The sequence below is a fragment of the Nocardia sp. NBC_01730 genome, from assembly GCF_035920445.1.
In the GTDB taxonomy this organism is placed as follows: Bacteria; Actinomycetota; Actinomycetes; order Mycobacteriales; family Mycobacteriaceae; genus Nocardia.
Window position 1 is genome coordinate 4,275,698 of sequence record NZ_CP109162.1, and the last position, 15,967, is coordinate 4,291,664.

General features: G+C 68.1%; 15 protein-coding genes. 6 read left to right on the plus strand and 9 right to left on the minus strand.

Annotated elements, in window-relative coordinates; translation table 11 throughout:
• Positions 1–331: 331 nt before the first annotated feature.
• The 3 genes from OHB12_RS17005 to OHB12_RS17015 are packed head-to-tail and all read left to right on the plus strand — an operon-like array spanning position 332 to position 3,295.
• Positions 332–907 (plus strand): TetR family transcriptional regulator, encoded by a 576-nt coding sequence (locus OHB12_RS17005; RefSeq protein WP_327120689.1) that lies wholly within the window; start codon positions 332–334, stop codon positions 905–907.
• Positions 867–1,772: an ABC transporter ATP-binding protein gene (locus OHB12_RS17010; protein ID WP_327120691.1), complete on the plus strand. Its 906-nt coding sequence runs from the start codon at positions 867–869 to the stop codon at positions 1,770–1,772. Before OHB12_RS17005 ends, OHB12_RS17010 begins: the two co-directional genes overlap by 41 nt.
• On the plus strand, positions 1,769–3,295 hold the full coding sequence (locus OHB12_RS17015; RefSeq protein ID WP_327120693.1) for a hypothetical protein: 1,527 nt from the start codon (positions 1,769–1,771) through the stop codon (positions 3,293–3,295). The genes OHB12_RS17010 and OHB12_RS17015 overlap by 4 nt, the downstream gene beginning before the upstream one ends.
• Before the next feature lie 242 nt (positions 3,296–3,537).
• On the opposite strand, the gene OHB12_RS17020 is transcribed toward OHB12_RS17015, so the two are convergent.
• Genes OHB12_RS17020 through OHB12_RS17040 form a run of 5 tightly spaced genes read right to left on the minus strand, consistent with a single transcriptional unit; the run spans position 3,538 to position 7,286 of the window.
• Complete coding sequence (locus OHB12_RS17020; RefSeq protein ID WP_327120695.1) at positions 3,538–3,975, minus strand: hypothetical protein; 438 nt, start codon at positions 3,973–3,975, stop codon at positions 3,538–3,540.
• Entirely contained in the window at positions 3,972–5,201 is a 1,230-nt protein-coding gene (locus tag OHB12_RS17025) for a molybdopterin-dependent oxidoreductase (RefSeq protein WP_327120697.1), read from the minus strand. Before OHB12_RS17025 ends, OHB12_RS17020 begins: the two co-directional genes overlap by 4 nt.
• Positions 5,198–5,827, minus strand: a complete 630-nt coding sequence (locus OHB12_RS17030; RefSeq protein WP_327120699.1) for a class I SAM-dependent methyltransferase — start codon at positions 5,825–5,827, stop codon at positions 5,198–5,200. The genes OHB12_RS17025 and OHB12_RS17030 overlap by 4 nt, the downstream gene beginning before the upstream one ends.
• On the minus strand, positions 5,824–6,624 hold the full coding sequence (locus OHB12_RS17035) for a TIGR04282 family arsenosugar biosynthesis glycosyltransferase (protein ID WP_327120701.1): 801 nt from the start codon (positions 6,622–6,624) through the stop codon (positions 5,824–5,826). Before OHB12_RS17035 ends, OHB12_RS17030 begins: the two co-directional genes overlap by 4 nt.
• On the minus strand, positions 6,621–7,286 hold the full coding sequence (locus OHB12_RS17040; protein ID WP_327120703.1) for a glycosyltransferase family 2 protein: 666 nt from the start codon (positions 7,284–7,286) through the stop codon (positions 6,621–6,623). Before OHB12_RS17040 ends, OHB12_RS17035 begins: the two co-directional genes overlap by 4 nt.
• A 125-nt stretch (positions 7,287–7,411) precedes the next feature.
• Here OHB12_RS17040 and OHB12_RS17045 point away from each other — a divergent pair, with 125 nt between their 5' ends.
• The 3 genes from OHB12_RS17045 to OHB12_RS17055 are packed head-to-tail and all read left to right on the plus strand — an operon-like array spanning position 7,412 to position 10,548.
• Positions 7,412–8,827, plus strand: a complete 1,416-nt coding sequence (locus tag OHB12_RS17045) for a hypothetical protein (protein WP_442800055.1) — start codon at positions 7,412–7,414, stop codon at positions 8,825–8,827.
• A gap of 4 nt (positions 8,828–8,831) precedes the next feature.
• A complete protein-coding gene (locus OHB12_RS17050; protein WP_327120705.1) occupies positions 8,832–9,524 on the plus strand; it encodes a response regulator transcription factor in 693 nt (230 codons plus the stop codon).
• On the plus strand, positions 9,514–10,548 hold the full coding sequence (locus tag OHB12_RS17055) for a sensor histidine kinase (RefSeq protein ID WP_327120707.1): 1,035 nt from the start codon (positions 9,514–9,516) through the stop codon (positions 10,546–10,548). The genes OHB12_RS17050 and OHB12_RS17055 overlap by 11 nt, the downstream gene beginning before the upstream one ends.
• 159 nt (positions 10,549–10,707) lie before the next feature.
• On the opposite strand, the gene OHB12_RS17060 is transcribed toward OHB12_RS17055, so the two are convergent.
• The 4 genes from OHB12_RS17060 to OHB12_RS17075 all read right to left on the minus strand — a co-directional run bounded on the left by OHB12_RS17060 (position 10,708) and on the right by OHB12_RS17075 (position 15,967).
• A complete protein-coding gene (locus tag OHB12_RS17060) occupies positions 10,708–11,769 on the minus strand; it encodes an NAD-dependent epimerase/dehydratase family protein (RefSeq protein ID WP_327120709.1) in 1,062 nt (353 codons plus the stop codon).
• 374 nt (positions 11,770–12,143) lie between these two features.
• The gene (locus tag OHB12_RS17065) at positions 12,144–12,953 is read right to left on the minus strand and encodes a TniQ family protein (protein WP_327120711.1); all 810 of its coding nucleotides are present in this window, start codon (positions 12,951–12,953) and stop codon (positions 12,144–12,146) included.
• Between the two features lie 24 nt (positions 12,954–12,977).
• Complete coding sequence (locus OHB12_RS17070; protein WP_442800106.1) at positions 12,978–13,985, minus strand: TniB family NTP-binding protein; 1,008 nt, start codon at positions 13,983–13,985, stop codon at positions 12,978–12,980.
• On the minus strand, positions 13,979–15,967 hold the full coding sequence (locus OHB12_RS17075) for a Mu transposase C-terminal domain-containing protein (RefSeq protein ID WP_327121179.1): 1,989 nt from the start codon (positions 15,965–15,967) through the stop codon (positions 13,979–13,981). The genes OHB12_RS17070 and OHB12_RS17075 overlap by 7 nt, the downstream gene beginning before the upstream one ends.

Consider the following 15,967-nt stretch of genomic DNA (forward strand, 5'->3'; position numbering starts at 1 on the left):
TCCGTACGCCGCGACGGATGTCCTGCCACGCCATAGCGGAGTACCCGCCATGGACGAGATCATCGCACTCGCTCTCATCGGAATCTTCGTCTGTCTCGCACTGCTGATGCGGCACAAAGAACCACTCTCAGAACTGACTCAAAGCGCGAACTACCGCTGCGCCGAGTGGACAAGTCGATCGGTATGACGACTGAAACCGGCGCGCGATCGGCGCAAAGTGCCTACGACGCATGGTCCGCATCCCGAGACCACAAACCTCAGGACCGATCACGCCTTGCCCCTTCATGACCTTAGTTACTAATATGTTAGTCGATAACATGTTGGAGGTTGGATGGAAACCGACTGGCGGGCCGCCAAGCGCGCCCGTACCCGCGAGGCAATTCAACAGGCTGCTCTGCGTCTATTCGCTGAGCATGGCTACGACGGCGTCACTGTGGAGCGCATCGCTGCCGAGGCGGGGGTTTCGCACACCACTTTCTTCCGGTATTTCCCCACCAAGGAGGACGTGGTCCTCAGCGACAACTACGATCCCCTGATTGCCCGGTTCGTCGCCGCTCGCGGCGAGGCCGACCCGGTCGAGCGGGTCCGCCGTGGTATCGCCGAAGCTCTCGCGCTCTTGGATGAGCATGAGATGGTCGTCGTTCGCGAGCGCACCCGGCTGATGCTTTCCGCATCGGCCTTGCGTGCTCGCCAGTGGGAGAACCGGGCGTCCACCCAGCGCCTGCTGGAAGAGGTTTTGCGCGGCGACGCGTCCGGGGCGGTTCCGTTGGCTTTGCGGGTGACTGCCGCCGCCTGCACGGCCGCGCTGGCCACGGCGGTCACCGCTTGGGCCGAGGACGACGGCGCCGACCTCGCTGCCACCGTTGATGCTGCCTTCGCCGCCCTCGAGCGGAACCGCCGTGCCTGAGCCGGCGATCGAGGTCAGCCACCTCACCGTCACCTACCCAGGTGCCGACACCCCTGCCGTGCGCGATATGAGTTTCACCGTCGACCGTGGCGAAGTGTTCGGCTTCCTGGGTCCGTCCGGGGCGGGCAAGACCACCGTGCACCGTGTCCTGACCCGCCAGTTGCGTCGCTTCTCCGGAAAGGTTCACGTCCTCGGTCGACCGGTGGGGCAGGGGCGAGACCGCGATTTCTTCGAGCGGATCGGTGTCGGTTTCGAACTGCCCGCCCGTCTGCCCGGGCTCACTGCCCGCGAGGACCTCACCGCCTTCGCCGCGTTCTACCGCGGCCCGACCGAGGACCCGGACGCGGTGCTGGATTCGGTGGATCTGACCGCTGCCGCCGACCGGCCGACCGCCGAGTTCTCCAAGGGCATGCTCATCCGGCTCAACCTCGCACGGGCCCTGATCAACCGGCCTGAGCTGCTGTTGGTGGACGAACCCACCTCCGGGCTGGACCCGGTCCGCGCCGAACGCGTCCGTGGCATCCTGCGTCACCGTGCTCACGCCGGTGCGACCGTGCTTGTCACGACGCACGACATGCCCACCGCCGACCGCGTGTGCGACCGGGTGGCGTTCGTGGTCGACGGTCGCATCGCCGCCGTGGACACCCCGCGCAGCCTCAAAATCGCCCACGGCCACCCCGAGGTGGTCGTCGAGTATCGCCGCAACGGCCACCTCGAACAGCGCCAGCTGCCCTTGGAAGCCGTGGCCGCGCTCGTGCCGGGAGCGATCGAGACCATCCACAGCCGCGAGGCCGCCCTGGACGACGTCTTCGCCGCCGTCACCGGACACCGATCCGGACTCGCTGAACCCGAGGCGCCACGATGACCACAACAACGATGCTGCACCGCCCGCGCGCTGCCCTCGCCCTGGAGTGGCGCGTCCAGCTACGCCTGCGTGTGCCGCTGCTCGCCGCAGGACTGGCTGCCCTGTGGGCGGGCGCTGCCGCGCTCCTCCCGGCAGATCTAGCACGCCCCTTCGCAAGCCTGATTCTGTTCCTCGACACCGCGGGGTTTGGTGTGCTGTTCGCCGTCTTTCTCCTGCTGGGGGAACGCACCAGTGGGGCATGGGCCGCGCTGCGGGTCAGCCCCCTCGGCACAGGCGAGTACGTGGCCGCACGGCTGACCGTGCTCACCCTGTTGTCCATAGCGTCGACGGTTCCCATCGCGCTGGCTGCCCGCCCGGCCATGCCGGTCGCCGGGGTAGCTGCTGCCGCCGCGGGAACCGCCCTGCTCACCGTCCTGTTGTGCGCGCTGTCTCTGGCCGCGTGTGCCCGCGCCCACAGCCTGTCCGACGTGGTGGCCGCGGTCCCGGTGGCGCTCGGGCCGCTGCTGGTTCCAGCTCTGGTCGTCGCCTCCGGCCTGGCCGAGCGCCCGCTGCTGTACGCCGCACCCACTTCGGCTGCACACGCACTAGTCCTGTGGGGACTGGACCCCGCCGCGGCGCCGCTATCCGGGGCGACGGTCGCGGCCCTAGCCGGGTACGCCGCCGCCTGCGCTGCTGGGGCGTGCGCGCTGGCACGCTGGGCACTGGCCCGCGCCAGCACCCTGGAAACGCCCGACCGCCGCACTCGGCGCCGACCGCACCCTACGAGGACAAAGCTGTGGCCCACGGCGTCGCCGCTGCGCACCCTCGCCCGCATCGATCTCATCGGCGCCGCGCGCGACCCGATGACCTGGGCCCTGCTCGCCGGGCCTGCCCTCACCGCCCTGGGCCTGCGGTACGGTCTGCCGCTGTTGGATGACGCGCCGGTCATCATACGAACCGGCTTGGACCTCGACCGGCTACACCCTGTGCTGCTCGCGGCGCTGGTCCTACTCCACCTGCCGCTCATGGTGGGTGGGATGGTGGCACTACGCACCGCCGAGGACCGCGAACAAGGCGCGGTTACGCTGCTCAGCACTTCCCCGCTGGGCATCGGCCGCTACCTCGCCTACCGGGCCGCCACCGCCGCCGCTCTCACCGCGATCGGCCTGGCAGCAGCCCTACCGCTCAGCGGGCTCGCCGACGGTCCGGCCTGGCGGCTGACGGGCGCCGCACTTCTCGCCACCACACTTGCCCCCGCGTTCGTGCTGATCGTCGCCGGAGCAGCCGCGAACCGCGTCCGCGCGCTCGCCCTCGCCAAAGTGGCAGGGGCGCTGTTCACCCTGGTACCAGTAGCCGCCTGGACGCTCGGCCCCACATGGGCCTGGGCACTAGCGCCACTCCCGCCGCTATGGCCCGTCGCGGCCCTGCCCGGATACGCGATGGCCCCCGCCGCGATCACCCTTCCAGCAGGCGCTCTGGCCGCGCTCGTACTCACTGCCGCGCTGTGGCGATGGGCCCGCAACGCAGTCGATGAATCCAGGTGAAATTCGGCCGTGATCTTGGTGACGCCGACGCGGAGCCGAGTGGCTGGGGCGTTTGACTCGGTGCGGGAGTGAAACTCCCAGCTCATCGCTCTGCAGTGCCGGACACTTCTGGGTCGCGTTCGACAACCGCGATCGCACCGCATGGTGAACCGTCTTTCGCGGCTTGCTGAAGAAGCCGCCTTCTGGTCGTCGGCCATGGGAGTTTCTCGCGACTGACCTGAGCGGTTCGGTTGCGCCGAAGGTCATCTCGGGGCGGGGTGGGTTCGGCGGCGGTGTATTCGTAACAGACCGCTGCGTTGTATGAGGATCAGGCCGACGACTCCCCAGACGACGGCGAGCGCCGCGACCAGTCCCCATGTGTAGGGGCGGTTGAGGACGCTGGGGTTACCGGTGACGGCGTGTTCACGTCCGATCACGGGGACAGCGATCAGTGATAGGGAAACGGTGCAAGCTGCGCCGCAGGCCAGCGGAGCCCATGAGGTGGCCGGCAGGAGCTTACGTGCGGTGAGCCCTGCTGCTGCGCATGCCGGTGCGAAGGCGACGTCGTGCAGCACGATTCCGCCGAGGGACCAGAGGGCGACCGACTCCAGATCGGCGATGTTCATCTTCAGCAACAGGCTGATGCCGTACCACGCCAGCCACAGGCCGGCTAGCAGAAGCAGTACTCGCAGGAACTTCATGCCAGCACCTCGATGCTCGAAAGCCATTTGGTTTGCAGCACGCCGGGGCGGCTAGGGGCGATGAGCCGACAGGGATAGCCGTGGTCGATGTCGAGTTCTTCGCCGTTGAGCCGCAGCGCGATCAGGCTATCGGAGTCGACGACATGCGAGGGTGGTAGCACCGATACCCGGTACAACCCGCTCTGCTCGAGTGAGGTGAATCGGACGCTGCCGCCGGGGTAGCCGCCGACCACGGTGAGCAGGTCCAATAGCCGTACTCCGGTCCAGCGCGCGGACGCACTCCAGCCTTCGACACAGGCGATCGGGAGGGCGGCTTCGCTCTGCGGCAGCACGTGCAGGTCGGCGACGGTGAATGCGCGTTGTCGAGATCCGACGGTCACATGCAACCGGTATGCGGGGTCGGAGGCGAGCGCGGTGAGCCCGGCCTGGGCGGCGGTTCGGTTGACCGGAACACCTTGCGGCCCTTGGCCGGTCCGGGGCGCCAGCACCGACAGCCAGCGCAGGAACGGTATGGTTTGACCCGCCGTCGCCAGACATGCCACGGCCGCGGTGATTCCAGCGATCCCCAGCACAGCGCGGCGGGACATTCCAGCGTCCCGCTCTCGATCGGCTGGGACAATGTTGGGCGACGGCCGCCGATCGGTGTCGGCCGGTTCGGTGACCGGTCTGCTCAGTGCGGCGCGCACTACGGGCAGTTTCACCGCGAGGTGGACCGCGACCGCGCCGAATGAGATATACGCGATGGCGTAGTGGGTGGTCGTGAAAAAGAATTTCCACGGATACCACTGCGCGGTATTGAGCAGTCCGGTCGCCAGCTGGAACATCACCGCACCTACCAGCACCGCGATCGAGCCACGTTCCAGGGCACGGATCGGGCTGCCGATCAGTGGTTTGGCGAACAGCCGCGGATAGACCGACCACAGTTTGACCAGCAGCAGCGGTATCGCGGTGACACCGGAGAGTACATGTGCGCCCTGGGTGACCCGGTACAACCACACCGGATGGGGCGGCCACCAGAACCAGCTCGGTGGGTGCTGGATCCAGTGGCTGAGCAGTCCGGTCAGGAAGCACACGGTGATCGCGGCCCCGAGCGCGATCCCGACCCGGGCTGCCACCGCCGGCGACCTGGCCGACGACACCTGCGCGGCAATGATTCTCGGAACAGCCAGTTGCGCGTCCGAATCGTTGTCGCCGGATCCCGCCATGGCGGTCGTCTTCTTCCTCATGATCGCGCCAGCCAGGCGATGTAGTGGCCGGACACCTCGGCGGAGGTGAGCACGCGCAGTCCGGCCGCTGTGGCCATCCGATCGGCGTGGTCGATGCCCACCCTGGCCCAGGGAAACCAGTCACCGGCCCCGGCCCGGGTTTCCAGTCGTATTTGCTCTTCCACGAAACCAGTTCCAGGATAGTCGAATTCGACGATTGCCACCCCACCTCGGGCGAGCAGGCGCCGGGTCTGGCCGAGCAGGCGCACGGGGTCGCCTGCGATGCCGATGTTGCCGTCAGCGAGGATCGCGTACTCCCAGCGGCCGACTGCGGGCAGACGGTCGAACACATCCCGTTGCAGCGCCGGTGCGCCGCGGAATCTGGTGACGGCCACCGCCATCGGCGAGATGTCGATCCCGAGCGCTGCCACACCTCGGTGCGTCAGTGCTGCGACCAGACGACCCGGCCCGCAGCCCAGGTCCACGGTCGGCCCGTCACAGCAGCAGACCAACGCGTGGTCCACACGCGAGTCGGCGCCATGGAACCATTGCCGCACCGGTATCGGCACGCGGCTGCCGTCGGTGCGCCGCCACCAGCACTCCTCGCCGGCCAGCGCTTGGGCATACAGATCCGAGTGGAAGGTCATCGGATGGCCCACCGATCCGATCTCGACGGCATCGGGTCCTGGTCGAGCGGCTCGGACACCACAGCCATGCCGGGGTCCGGTCGCATCCCCGCGATGTCGTCGCCCCGCCGAGGCTCGGAACCCGCCCGTACCCGGATGGGATGCAGGCGTTCGAGGGCGCGGGGGAACCATCCCTGGTACTGCGCGGCAACAGTGAGTGCGTCGGTCACGGTGTCGACATCGCGCAACATCGGCAGCCAGTGGACGCAGCACCCACAGCGTGCCATGGCCCGGTGTGTCAGCTCGCCGGTCGCGCTGGTGGACATCGGCACCTGCGTGAGCGCTCGGGCCGGGCGCGGATCGGTCAGTCCCAGCGCCCACCAGCCGCCATCGGCGGCGGGACCGAGTACGGTGTCGCCGCAGGCCAGCAGTCGTTCGGCGCACGTGGCCAGTAGCGCGGAATCGGCCTGTGGCGTGTCCATACCGATCTGCAACACGGGTAGCCCGGCCCGGGCGGCGTCGGCGTGCGCGTTGGCCAGGCGTTGCCCGAAGGTCGCACCCCGCTGGGGAACGAGTTCGAAATCGGCCAGCGCAGCAGACAGTTCGTCGGCGTGTTCGGCGTGCGCGAGCTCGCCCGTCCAGGCCACGATCCGATGCCGGATGCCGCTGTGCCGCACGGCGGTCAGCGTGTCCAGCAGCGCAGCGGCGGCCAGCTGGGCCGCCTCGCGGGGGGAAAATGGCGGGGACAGACGAGTTTTCGCGAAACCGGCGATGGGCGCCTTGGCGATCACGAGGGCGGTGGCATCGACGATGTTCATCGCACGCTCCAGAAGTCGCGGACCGCCCGCACGGTGCCGCGCAGCGAGCCGGACACCTTGGACACTCCGTGGGTTCTTGGTCGATAGCTGATATCGCACTCGACGATCCGCCATCCGGCGCGGGCCGCGCCGATCAACAGTTGCAGCGGATATCCCGACCTCGGGTGCAGCGGGCCCAGCGCCAGTAGCTGCGCGCGGCGCGTGACCCGCATAGCGGCGATATCGTGCACCAGTAGCCCGTGCCGGCGTCGCAACAGCGCGGCGATCACCAGATTTCCCAGCCGGGCATGCCAGGGCCAGGCGCTTGTCGCGACCGGGCGACGTCGCCCGACCACCATGTCCACGCCGGGCGCGAGTTCGCCCACGAGCACTGGCAACTCGCCCGCATCCATGGACCCGTCGCCGTCGAGCACGGCGACCACCTCGGTGTCCGCGGAACCGATCCCGGCCTGCACCGCCGAGCCGTACCCGGGGACCGGCTCGGTGACGACGGTGGCGCCCGCCGCCCGGGCGACCGCGGCGGTGTGGTCGGTTGATGCGTTGTCCACGACGATCACCCGGTAACCGGTCGGCACTGCGGCGAGCACGCCCGGCAACGCTCCGGCTTCGTTGTGACACGGGATCACCACGGTGATGTCGCATGCGTTGTGTGTTTCGGTCACGGATCCGACCGTAAGCCTGCAGCGTGGAAACCTGCCCCAGCGAACCGGTGACAAAAGTATGACGAGACCTGGGTCGTCGGCTGTTCAAGCAGTCCCAGACCCAGGTCCGACCTAGGGTGAGCGATGTGCAACAGATAACGGTCGTGCGGGCCCGCACGCGGTCGCGGGCCCGCACCGAGGCGGCAGTCGCAGCCGCGGCTGCCGCGCTGGTCACCATCGCATTCGCGGTGCCGCAAATACTCAGCGAAGAGTGGAGGCAGCATTTATACGCGGCCGCCGCACCGATCTTCGGCATCTGGGACCCGCACCTCGGTTGGGGCACCGGCCCGGCGATGGCGATCGCCGCAGCGGTGGTCCTGATCGGCCCGGATCTGGCCACACGGTTGCCGTGGCGGCAGCTTCTGGCGGGGTCCTGGCTGGCCGCGGTGGCGTGGACGTTCGCGCTGTCGATGATCGACGGCTGGCAGGTCGGTTTCGCCGGCCGGCTCACCCGGCAACACGAATACCTCTACGAGGTGCCCGGCGTGCATGACATTCCCGCCATGCTGCGTGGATTTTCCGACCGGATCCTGGATTTCCAACCGGACTCGTGGACTACCCACGTGTCCGGGCATCCCCCCGGTGCGCTACTGGTGTTCGTGTTGCTGGACCGGGTTGGGCTGGGCGGCGGCGCGTGGGCGGGCTGGCTGTGTGTACTGGTGGGTTGTAGTGCAGCGACCGCGGTCCCGGTGGCGCTGAAGGCCCTCGGTGCGCCCGAACATGCCCGCGCCGCAACGCCTTTCCTGGTGCTGGCGCCTGCGGCGGTCTGGGTCGCGGTGTCGGCCGACGCATTCTTCACCGGTGTCGCCGCGTGGGGAGTCGCCTTGCTGGCGATGGCGACCCGCTTGCGTCCGGGATGGCCGGTAATCGCAGGTGCGGCGGGATTGCTGCTCGGCTTCGGGCTCTATCTCAACTACGGGTTGGTGCTGATGGCGATTCCCGCCGGCGCGGTACTTGTGGCCCGTGGATTCCGGCCGGCGGTGCCTGCGCTCCTCGGCGTGGCACTGGTGGTCGCTGCTTTCAGCGTGGCGGGATTCTGGTGGCCCGACGGCTACCACCTGGTGGTGCAACGGTATTACCAGGGCATCGCCGCCGAGCGACCATATTCCTACTGGGTGTGGGGCAATCTGGCCGCGACCGTGTGCGCTGTCGGGCTGGCCACTGCCGCGGCGACGCCCGCAGCACTACGGGGACTGGCTATACCTGACCTCACGGCCCCTCTTGCCGGGACACCGATGACAACGCAGCTCCGGGAGCGCCTAGACAGCTGGCGGGCGGCGGTCGACCCGGTAGCACTGCTGGCGGCCGCGGCCGCGGTCGCCATCCTCGCCGCCGATCTGAGCGGATTGAGCAAAGCCGAGACCGAACGAATCTGGCTGCCGTTCGATATGTGGCTGCTCGGTGCAACCGCCTTACTGCCGCAACCCGCTGTTCGTAGTTGGCTGGCCGTGCAGGCGCTGGCCGCTCTCCTGATCAATAGTCTCCTTATGACGAACTGGTGACCCTATGCGGATTCTGGTAGCCGACGACGACCCCGTCGTGCGTGAGGTGGTGCGGCGCTATCTCGAACGCGACGGCCTCACCGTGGTCGAGACGGCCGACGGCAGCAGCACCTCGGAAGTATTGGCGCGCAACGATATCGACCTGGCAATCCTGGATGTGATGATGCCGCCGCCGGATGGTATCGACTTGTGTCGCGCGGTCCGGGCCGGACGGCATCCCGAGACTCCGATCATCCTGCTCACCGCCCTCGGCGACGAGGAGGATCGAGTGCTGGGCCTACAGTCCGGGGCCGACGACTACATCGTGAAACCATTCAGCCCCCGCGAACTCGCCCTACGGGTAGCGTCGGTGCTGCGGCGGGCCCACCGGCCCGCCGCCATCGAGCAGATACTGTGCAGCGGGACGATCGAACTGCGGCCAGGCTCCCAGACTGTGTTGATCGACGGGCAGCGGGTCGAGTTGACCGCCCGCGAATTCGACCTACTGGCCTTCCTGCTCGCCCATCCACAGCAGGTGTTCGACCGCGGCGAGCTGCTGAAGCGGGTGTGGGGCTGGACCTTCGGCGACCAATCCACTGTCACCGTCCACATCAAACGCCTGCGCGCGAAACTCGGTGCCGCACACCGGATCGAAACCGTCTGGGGCCGCGGCTACGCCTGGGGCCGTCCCGGCAGGGAGGCCGACAATGCCGAATGACATCTTCGCTCTGATCGGATACGCGCTGGCCGGGTCGGTGCCGGTCATGATGCTGGGCGCTCTGGCGATGCGTCTGACCCACAATCGCAGCCTCACCACGAGCATGGTGGTGCTGGTCCTGATTCCGACGCTGGCGACCCTGGCCGGGGTGATCGCGGTGAGCGGGATGATGTTCACCGACGAACTGCGCCGCATCGGTGTCGTACTTGCTGTCGTCACCGCAGTGGCTGTCCCCACAGCGATCGCCCTGGGCCGCGCCCAAGCCCGCAAGACGGTGTGGGAAAGACAGATGCTCGAGCAGGAACGAGCAGCCGAACGCTCCCGCCGCGAACTGGTGGCATGGGTCAGCCACGACCTGCGCACCCCCCTGGCAGGCATCCGCGCTATGGGCGAGGCGCTCGTGGACGGCGTGATCGCGCAGCCAGAAACGATCGAACGCTACGCGCACCAAATCGTCCGCGAGACCCACCGACTGTCGGCCATGGTCGACGACCTGTTCGAAATGTCGAAGATCAACTCCGGTGCCCTGCGACTCAGCTTCGAACCAGTCGACCTACGCGAACTGATCGATGAAGTAACCGCCGCCAACCAGCCGACCGCCGACCACGCACAGGTAACCCTGCACGCACGACAGCCACAGACGCCGATCCTGGTAGCCGGAAGCGACCGCGCCCTGACCCGAGTACTGACCAACCTCGTCGCCAACGCCATCGAACACACGCCCCCCGGCGGTCGGATCGACCTGTCCGCGGGCACCGCCGACCAGCATGCATGGACCTATGTCGACGACACCGGACCAGGCATCGACCCGGTCGACCTGCCCCGCATCTTCGAGGTCGCCTACCGCGGCACCGCCGCCCGCTCCCCGGCCGCCACCGACACCGGCACCAACAGCGGCATGGGGCTCGCGATCGCTGCCGGGCTGGTGCAGGCCCACCACGGTGACATCACCGCCCACAACCGGGAAGTGGGCTGCCGCTTCGAAATCCGGCTTCCGCTCCTGGACCCGCAAGACGACGAATAGATCGTCCATCCCACGGTGCGACATCCCACGTCACGCCCGTGTACTACAGACCTTGCCCGACTAGAGCGCGCACCCGCATCAGACGAGATCACACACCCAAAGGCCCGATCCGCCGGCATGCACCCGCCGTGGTAGGCGGCTCGAGGTGTGCGCCGGCTCTTACCGCCACTGGGGCGCACCGGCACCGGCTACCGCTCGCAACGGCGCGGTCGCGAATTCGGCGAGTCCTGCGTCAGGCGCGATGGCCGCGCGGAAACCAAGGACACGTTGGGCTCGATCGGGACTGGCGACGATGTGGCGAACGTCGCCCGGTCGATATTCCCCGGTGACGACTGGCTGCTTGCCGCCGTGCGCCTGGGCCAGCAGCTCGGCGACCGCCCCGACGCTGATCGGGGTGCCAGAGGCGATGTTCAACGGCACGAAACCGGGCACGGCGGCGTGCACCGCAGCCACATTTGCCACAGCCACATCGCGGACGTGCACGAAATCGCGCATCTGACAGCCGTCTTCGAACACCCGCGGCGCCTCGCCCACCGCCAGCACCGATCGGAAGATCGCAGCCACCCCAGAATACGGTGTGTCCCTGGGCATGTATTCGCCATAAACGTTGTGATAACGCAGCGCGGCAACCGACCCGCCGGTCACGGTGGCCCAGGCCGAAGCGTAATGCTCCTGCGCCACCTTGCCGGCCGCGTACAGACTGCGCGGCAACAGCGGGCTGTCCTCACCGACCGGCATCCAGTCCAGCAGCGCACCGGTCGCCGCATCGCGATAATCGAACACACCCGCCTCCAGATCCTCGCGCCGACGCGGTGGCGGAACGATCGGGCCGGAATCAGCTGTGCGATAACGACCTTCGCCGTATACCACCATCGACGACGCCAACACCAACCGCCGCACCCCGACCTCGGCCATCACCGCCAGCAGTACCGCGGTACCGAGGTCGTTGTGGCTGGCATACGCGGGAGCGTCGACGGCGCTGACCCCCGCCCCCACCACGGCAGCCTGATGACACACCACCTCAACCCCGCGTAGCAGCCCGGCCAGCGCATCGGGATCGCGCACGTCGACCTGGTGTACGCCGTCAGGAACCGTGGCCCGCGCGCCGTGCGCGGCGGCCAGCATCGCATCAATAGCCACCACCTCGTCGCCCGCCTCGACCAATGCCTGCCGCACATGAGAACCGATGAACCCGGCCGCGCCGGTGAGCAGTACCCGCACAGCGTCAGCCCCCCGTCGAAAAAGGAGAAGTCATGCCCCGAGTCTCCTCGTTCACCCCCAGTTCCTCTCCCACCGAACGCGGTGATTCGCCATCCGTAAGAAATTCGTCACTTCGGCAACCGCTCGACAAATTTGTCACCCCTGCCCGAGCCCGATCCAACCCGGCGATGCTCGCCCGGAAATTCGGCTGATCGACCGCGGCGGCGGTCGCGGTGGTTCTACAGGTCATCATCTACGACATCAGTTACAGGTGTCCGTTGCCAGTTGAGATGATGCAGCAGGTGGGTCGTGAGCAGTGGTGCGTCAGATAGATGGCAGATCGGGGCGTCGAGTTCTTGCCAGATTGTTGAGGCAATCCGGTGTGTGGTGCTGGGTCAGAAGTTCAGTTCGAGAGCCAGTTCGGTCAGCTGGCTGACGATGGTGTCGGGGTCGGCGGTGACGCGGAGGCAGACGTGCATGCCCGCGGTGGTGGCATTGGTGTTGTCCGCGGTGGGGGCATTGGTGTTGTCCGCGGTCACTGGGGGTTCGACGGGGCCGATGACCGGCTGCGCAGGGCGGGGTGCCGGTCCGCGGAGGCTGGCGACGTAGCCGCGGACGGATTCGTAGGTGACAGCGGCGTGGTGTTCGTCGAGCAGGCGTTCCCAGATCTCCCGGACGGGAGCGCTGGGCGTGGTGGCGAGAAGTGCGTCGATGTGCGGTTCGAGTCCCATGAGGCGGGGCCGCTGGCGGGCGGGGTATTTCTTGCGGACCGGAGGAGTCGGTGATCCGAGCGCGGCCTGGACGGTGCGCCAGCCGACGTGGTGCTTGCGTTCGATCTCCCGGCCCGACAGGCCGGCGAGGGCATCGCGTCTGATGGTCGCGTAGAGCTGCCGTTTGGTGTCGTCGTTGCGTTGCTTGCGTTTTCGCTGTTCGGCAGCCAGGCCGGGTTGTCGTGGCGGCTGCCTGCGTGCGGCCAGTTCGGGGAACATACGCAGCACGACCGGTGTGGTGCGGCCGCTGGCGGTGGCGAGTTTGCCCGGGTCGATGGAGCCCATTCCTCGGCGCCCGGGTGTGAGGTGACGGCGCAGGTAGCTGGGGCGCAGGTGGTTGGCGACGGCGAGGCGGAGCACGAATGATTCGGCGGTCTCCCCGGGCTGTGGCCGGAGCCGGACCGGCAGTGCGGCAGGATGATTATCGATCGTCACTGGCGTTGGCGAATGGTGGTGTGTTCAGCGGGATTTGGTGTGTGCTGCGTGGTCGAGGTCGATGGCGTCGAGTCTGGATCGGGTGATCTTCTCGGTTCCGGTGAGGATGGCGTCGAGGGCTGCTTCACGGATCAGCGCCGACAGGCTGCCGATCATGCCGCCGGTGCGGTGGTGCAGGTAGCGGGCAAGGTCGGTGAGGGTGCCGGGCTGATGATTGTGCAGGCGCAGGGTGTGTTCGAGGGACGCCACGACGCCACGCCAGTCGTCGGTGTCGGGGAACCCGACGGTGTGGATCAGGGTGTGACGGCCGGCGATCTGTTCGCCGCGGGTGCCGGTGAACAAGCCTTCGCGTTGGACGTTGATGCCGACATATACAAACGTCGCCGGGATGCGTTCGGAGAAGTATTTCAGTGTGTCGGAGACCTCGGCCCCGGCGCGGGTCGCCAGCGAGATGTTGTGCAGTTCATCGCAGATCACGACGCTGGTGCCGGTGTCGCAGCAGACGCCGCAGACGGCTTCGATGATATCGGTGAGGTTGGCGCGCTGGGTGACGGGCAGGCCGAGGAAGCGGGCGAACTCGGCGGCCAGCATTCGTGGTGTCGCGGCGGGCGGGACGGTGACGTAGAGGACCGGGATGCGGTCGGATCGGTGCGGATGTCGTTGCCGGTCGGCGACTTCGTGCATCTTGCCGAACTGGGTGATCGCGGTGGTCTTGCCGGTGCCGGCGGCGCCGGACAGGATCATTCCGCGGCGGGCGCTGACCGCGTGCCGGTTGAGCAACGTGAGTCGGCGCCCTTTCTGGGCAACGGCTTTCACTGTCGATGTCGCGACCACTGTGAGACGGGTGTGGTAGTCGATGCGGGGCTCGTCGTAACGGCATCGGGCCTCGTCGTTCAGCGCGATCCAGTCGGAGTGCGGTAATAGGTCCGGGGTGAGCGGCTGGTCGCGGGTGAAGTGCCGCCATCCGGACAGCGTGGTCAGCTGGCGGGTGGGTTCGATGGCCGGATCACTGTCCGCGGTGGCTGTCACCAGCGTTTTCTCGCTTCCTCGAATGGATCGAAGATCCCCATCGGGATCACCTTCGCCGTGGTTTCGGTGTTCTCGGCCTCGGCTGGATCGGTGGTGTCGCCGTCGTCAGCCGGGATCGGCATCGGCGCCGGGGTGGATCGACTGCGCCGGGTGGCTGCGGTGCGGCCGATGACCTTGCGGTCGCGGCGTGAGCGCGGGGTATCTGTGGTCGGGCCTTGCTCGGCGCGGTCGAGCAGCTCTGCTGCGGTGCGGGCTATCTCGGCTTCGGTGGCGGTGCGCTGGCCGCGAGCGGCGAGGATGCCGCGAGCGTGCTGCCAGGCCAGCTCCCCGAACGGAACCGGTGTGGTGCGCAGGTGGGTCCAGCCGACGGTGATCCAACCGCCGTCGTGGTGGTTGCGGACCCAGATCCGGGAGACGTCGTAGGGGTCGTAATGGACCTCCCAGCGGCCGTTGTGCGCGGTGACCCCGGAGTGCTGGCGGCGATAGGGGTTCAAACGGTCGTGGTCGTAGGTGCGGTGGTTGATCCGGATGCCGTAGGAATTGATCATCCGCCAGGTGGCGGGCAGCAGCTCGATGTAGTCGTCGGCCGACAGCGGAACCGGAACGTATCCGGTGATGCGGACCAGGGCGGCGTATTTCTCGTTCGGTGTCAGCACCGCGTCCGGGGTGACCGGGTCGCGCAGACCCTGGTGCGGCCGGTTCTGCCAGACCGCGACCAGCCATTCGTCCAGCAGCGCCTGGAGTTCGATCATCGACCAGACCGCGGCCTGCTCGGCGCGGCGGCCGCGGCGTTCGACCGACGATCCGACGTAGCCGGCGACGTATTGGGCGAACAGAGTGCCCACCGATCCCAGGGTCTTCTCGATGACCGGCTTGTCGGTCGGGGTGTCGGGGTGTGCCGGTTGCAGGCTGACGCCCAGCGACCGGCATGCCGACCGGAACGCCTGGGACAGAAACGCTTTGCCGTGATCGACCACGATCGTCTCCGGCGCGATCACCGGCCGGGCCGCGGCGTCGACCAGTCGCTGATCGACCTCGGTGAGGCTGTGGTGCGGCAGCACCGACCGCGACATCGCCAGCGCGTCGCTCCAGCCGGGCCGCATCGGCTCCGGCGTCAACGCCCGCGCCAGCAACAGCGCTGCGTCGACCGCTTTGGTGCTCGGCCGCAGCACCGCCGCCGGGACCGTGCGGGTGGCCAGGTCGACCATGCCGGTCAGCTCGACCGAGTCGATCGTGCCGTCGTCGAGCACCACCCGGATGTCCAGCGGAGTGGAGTCGATCTGCACGACCTCACCCGGCCGGGCCGCGATGACCGTGCCGAACGGGCCCTCGGGCTGTTTGGCCAGCGACCGGCGGGTGCGCGCGGACCCGAACGTGTGCTTGCCCTCCGACAGACGAGCCACCAGCCGATAGAACGTGCGTTCCGGCGGCAGTGGTGGAGCGTCGGCGCCATGCAGTTCGACCAGCAGCTGGCCGACCCGGCGACGCAGCCGGGCGACGGTGCCGGTCGAGCGGTCGGTCTCCCCAGCGATCGCCGACATGATCGCCTCCACGACTCGGGCATCGGTCCTGCCGGTCGGCACCGCCCGCCGGGCGAACCGGCCGTCGACCAAGCCCCAGAGCCCTCGCTGCTCGTAGGCGCCGCGCATTCGCTGCACCGTGCTCAAACTCACCGGCCGACCGGCTGCGGCCAGTTCCCGGACCTTGGCCAGCTCCCGCTGCCGCAGCGTGGTCGTCGCGGGATCGTATTCCGCGTTGACCCGCGCCGACGGCGCCGAGTCCGGGCGACGACCGGTGAGCAGCTCGACGACATGAACCTCCCACCATCGCGCCGTCTCGGCCACTTCCTCCGGCAGATCGGCGATCCGCTGCGCCGGCGGCAGTGGCGACTGCCGCCGACCGGTCAAAAGCTCGAAACCCGGATCGGACAACACCTGCGACACGGCCACCGTCACCTCGACACCGGTCACGTCAGCCACTCTCAT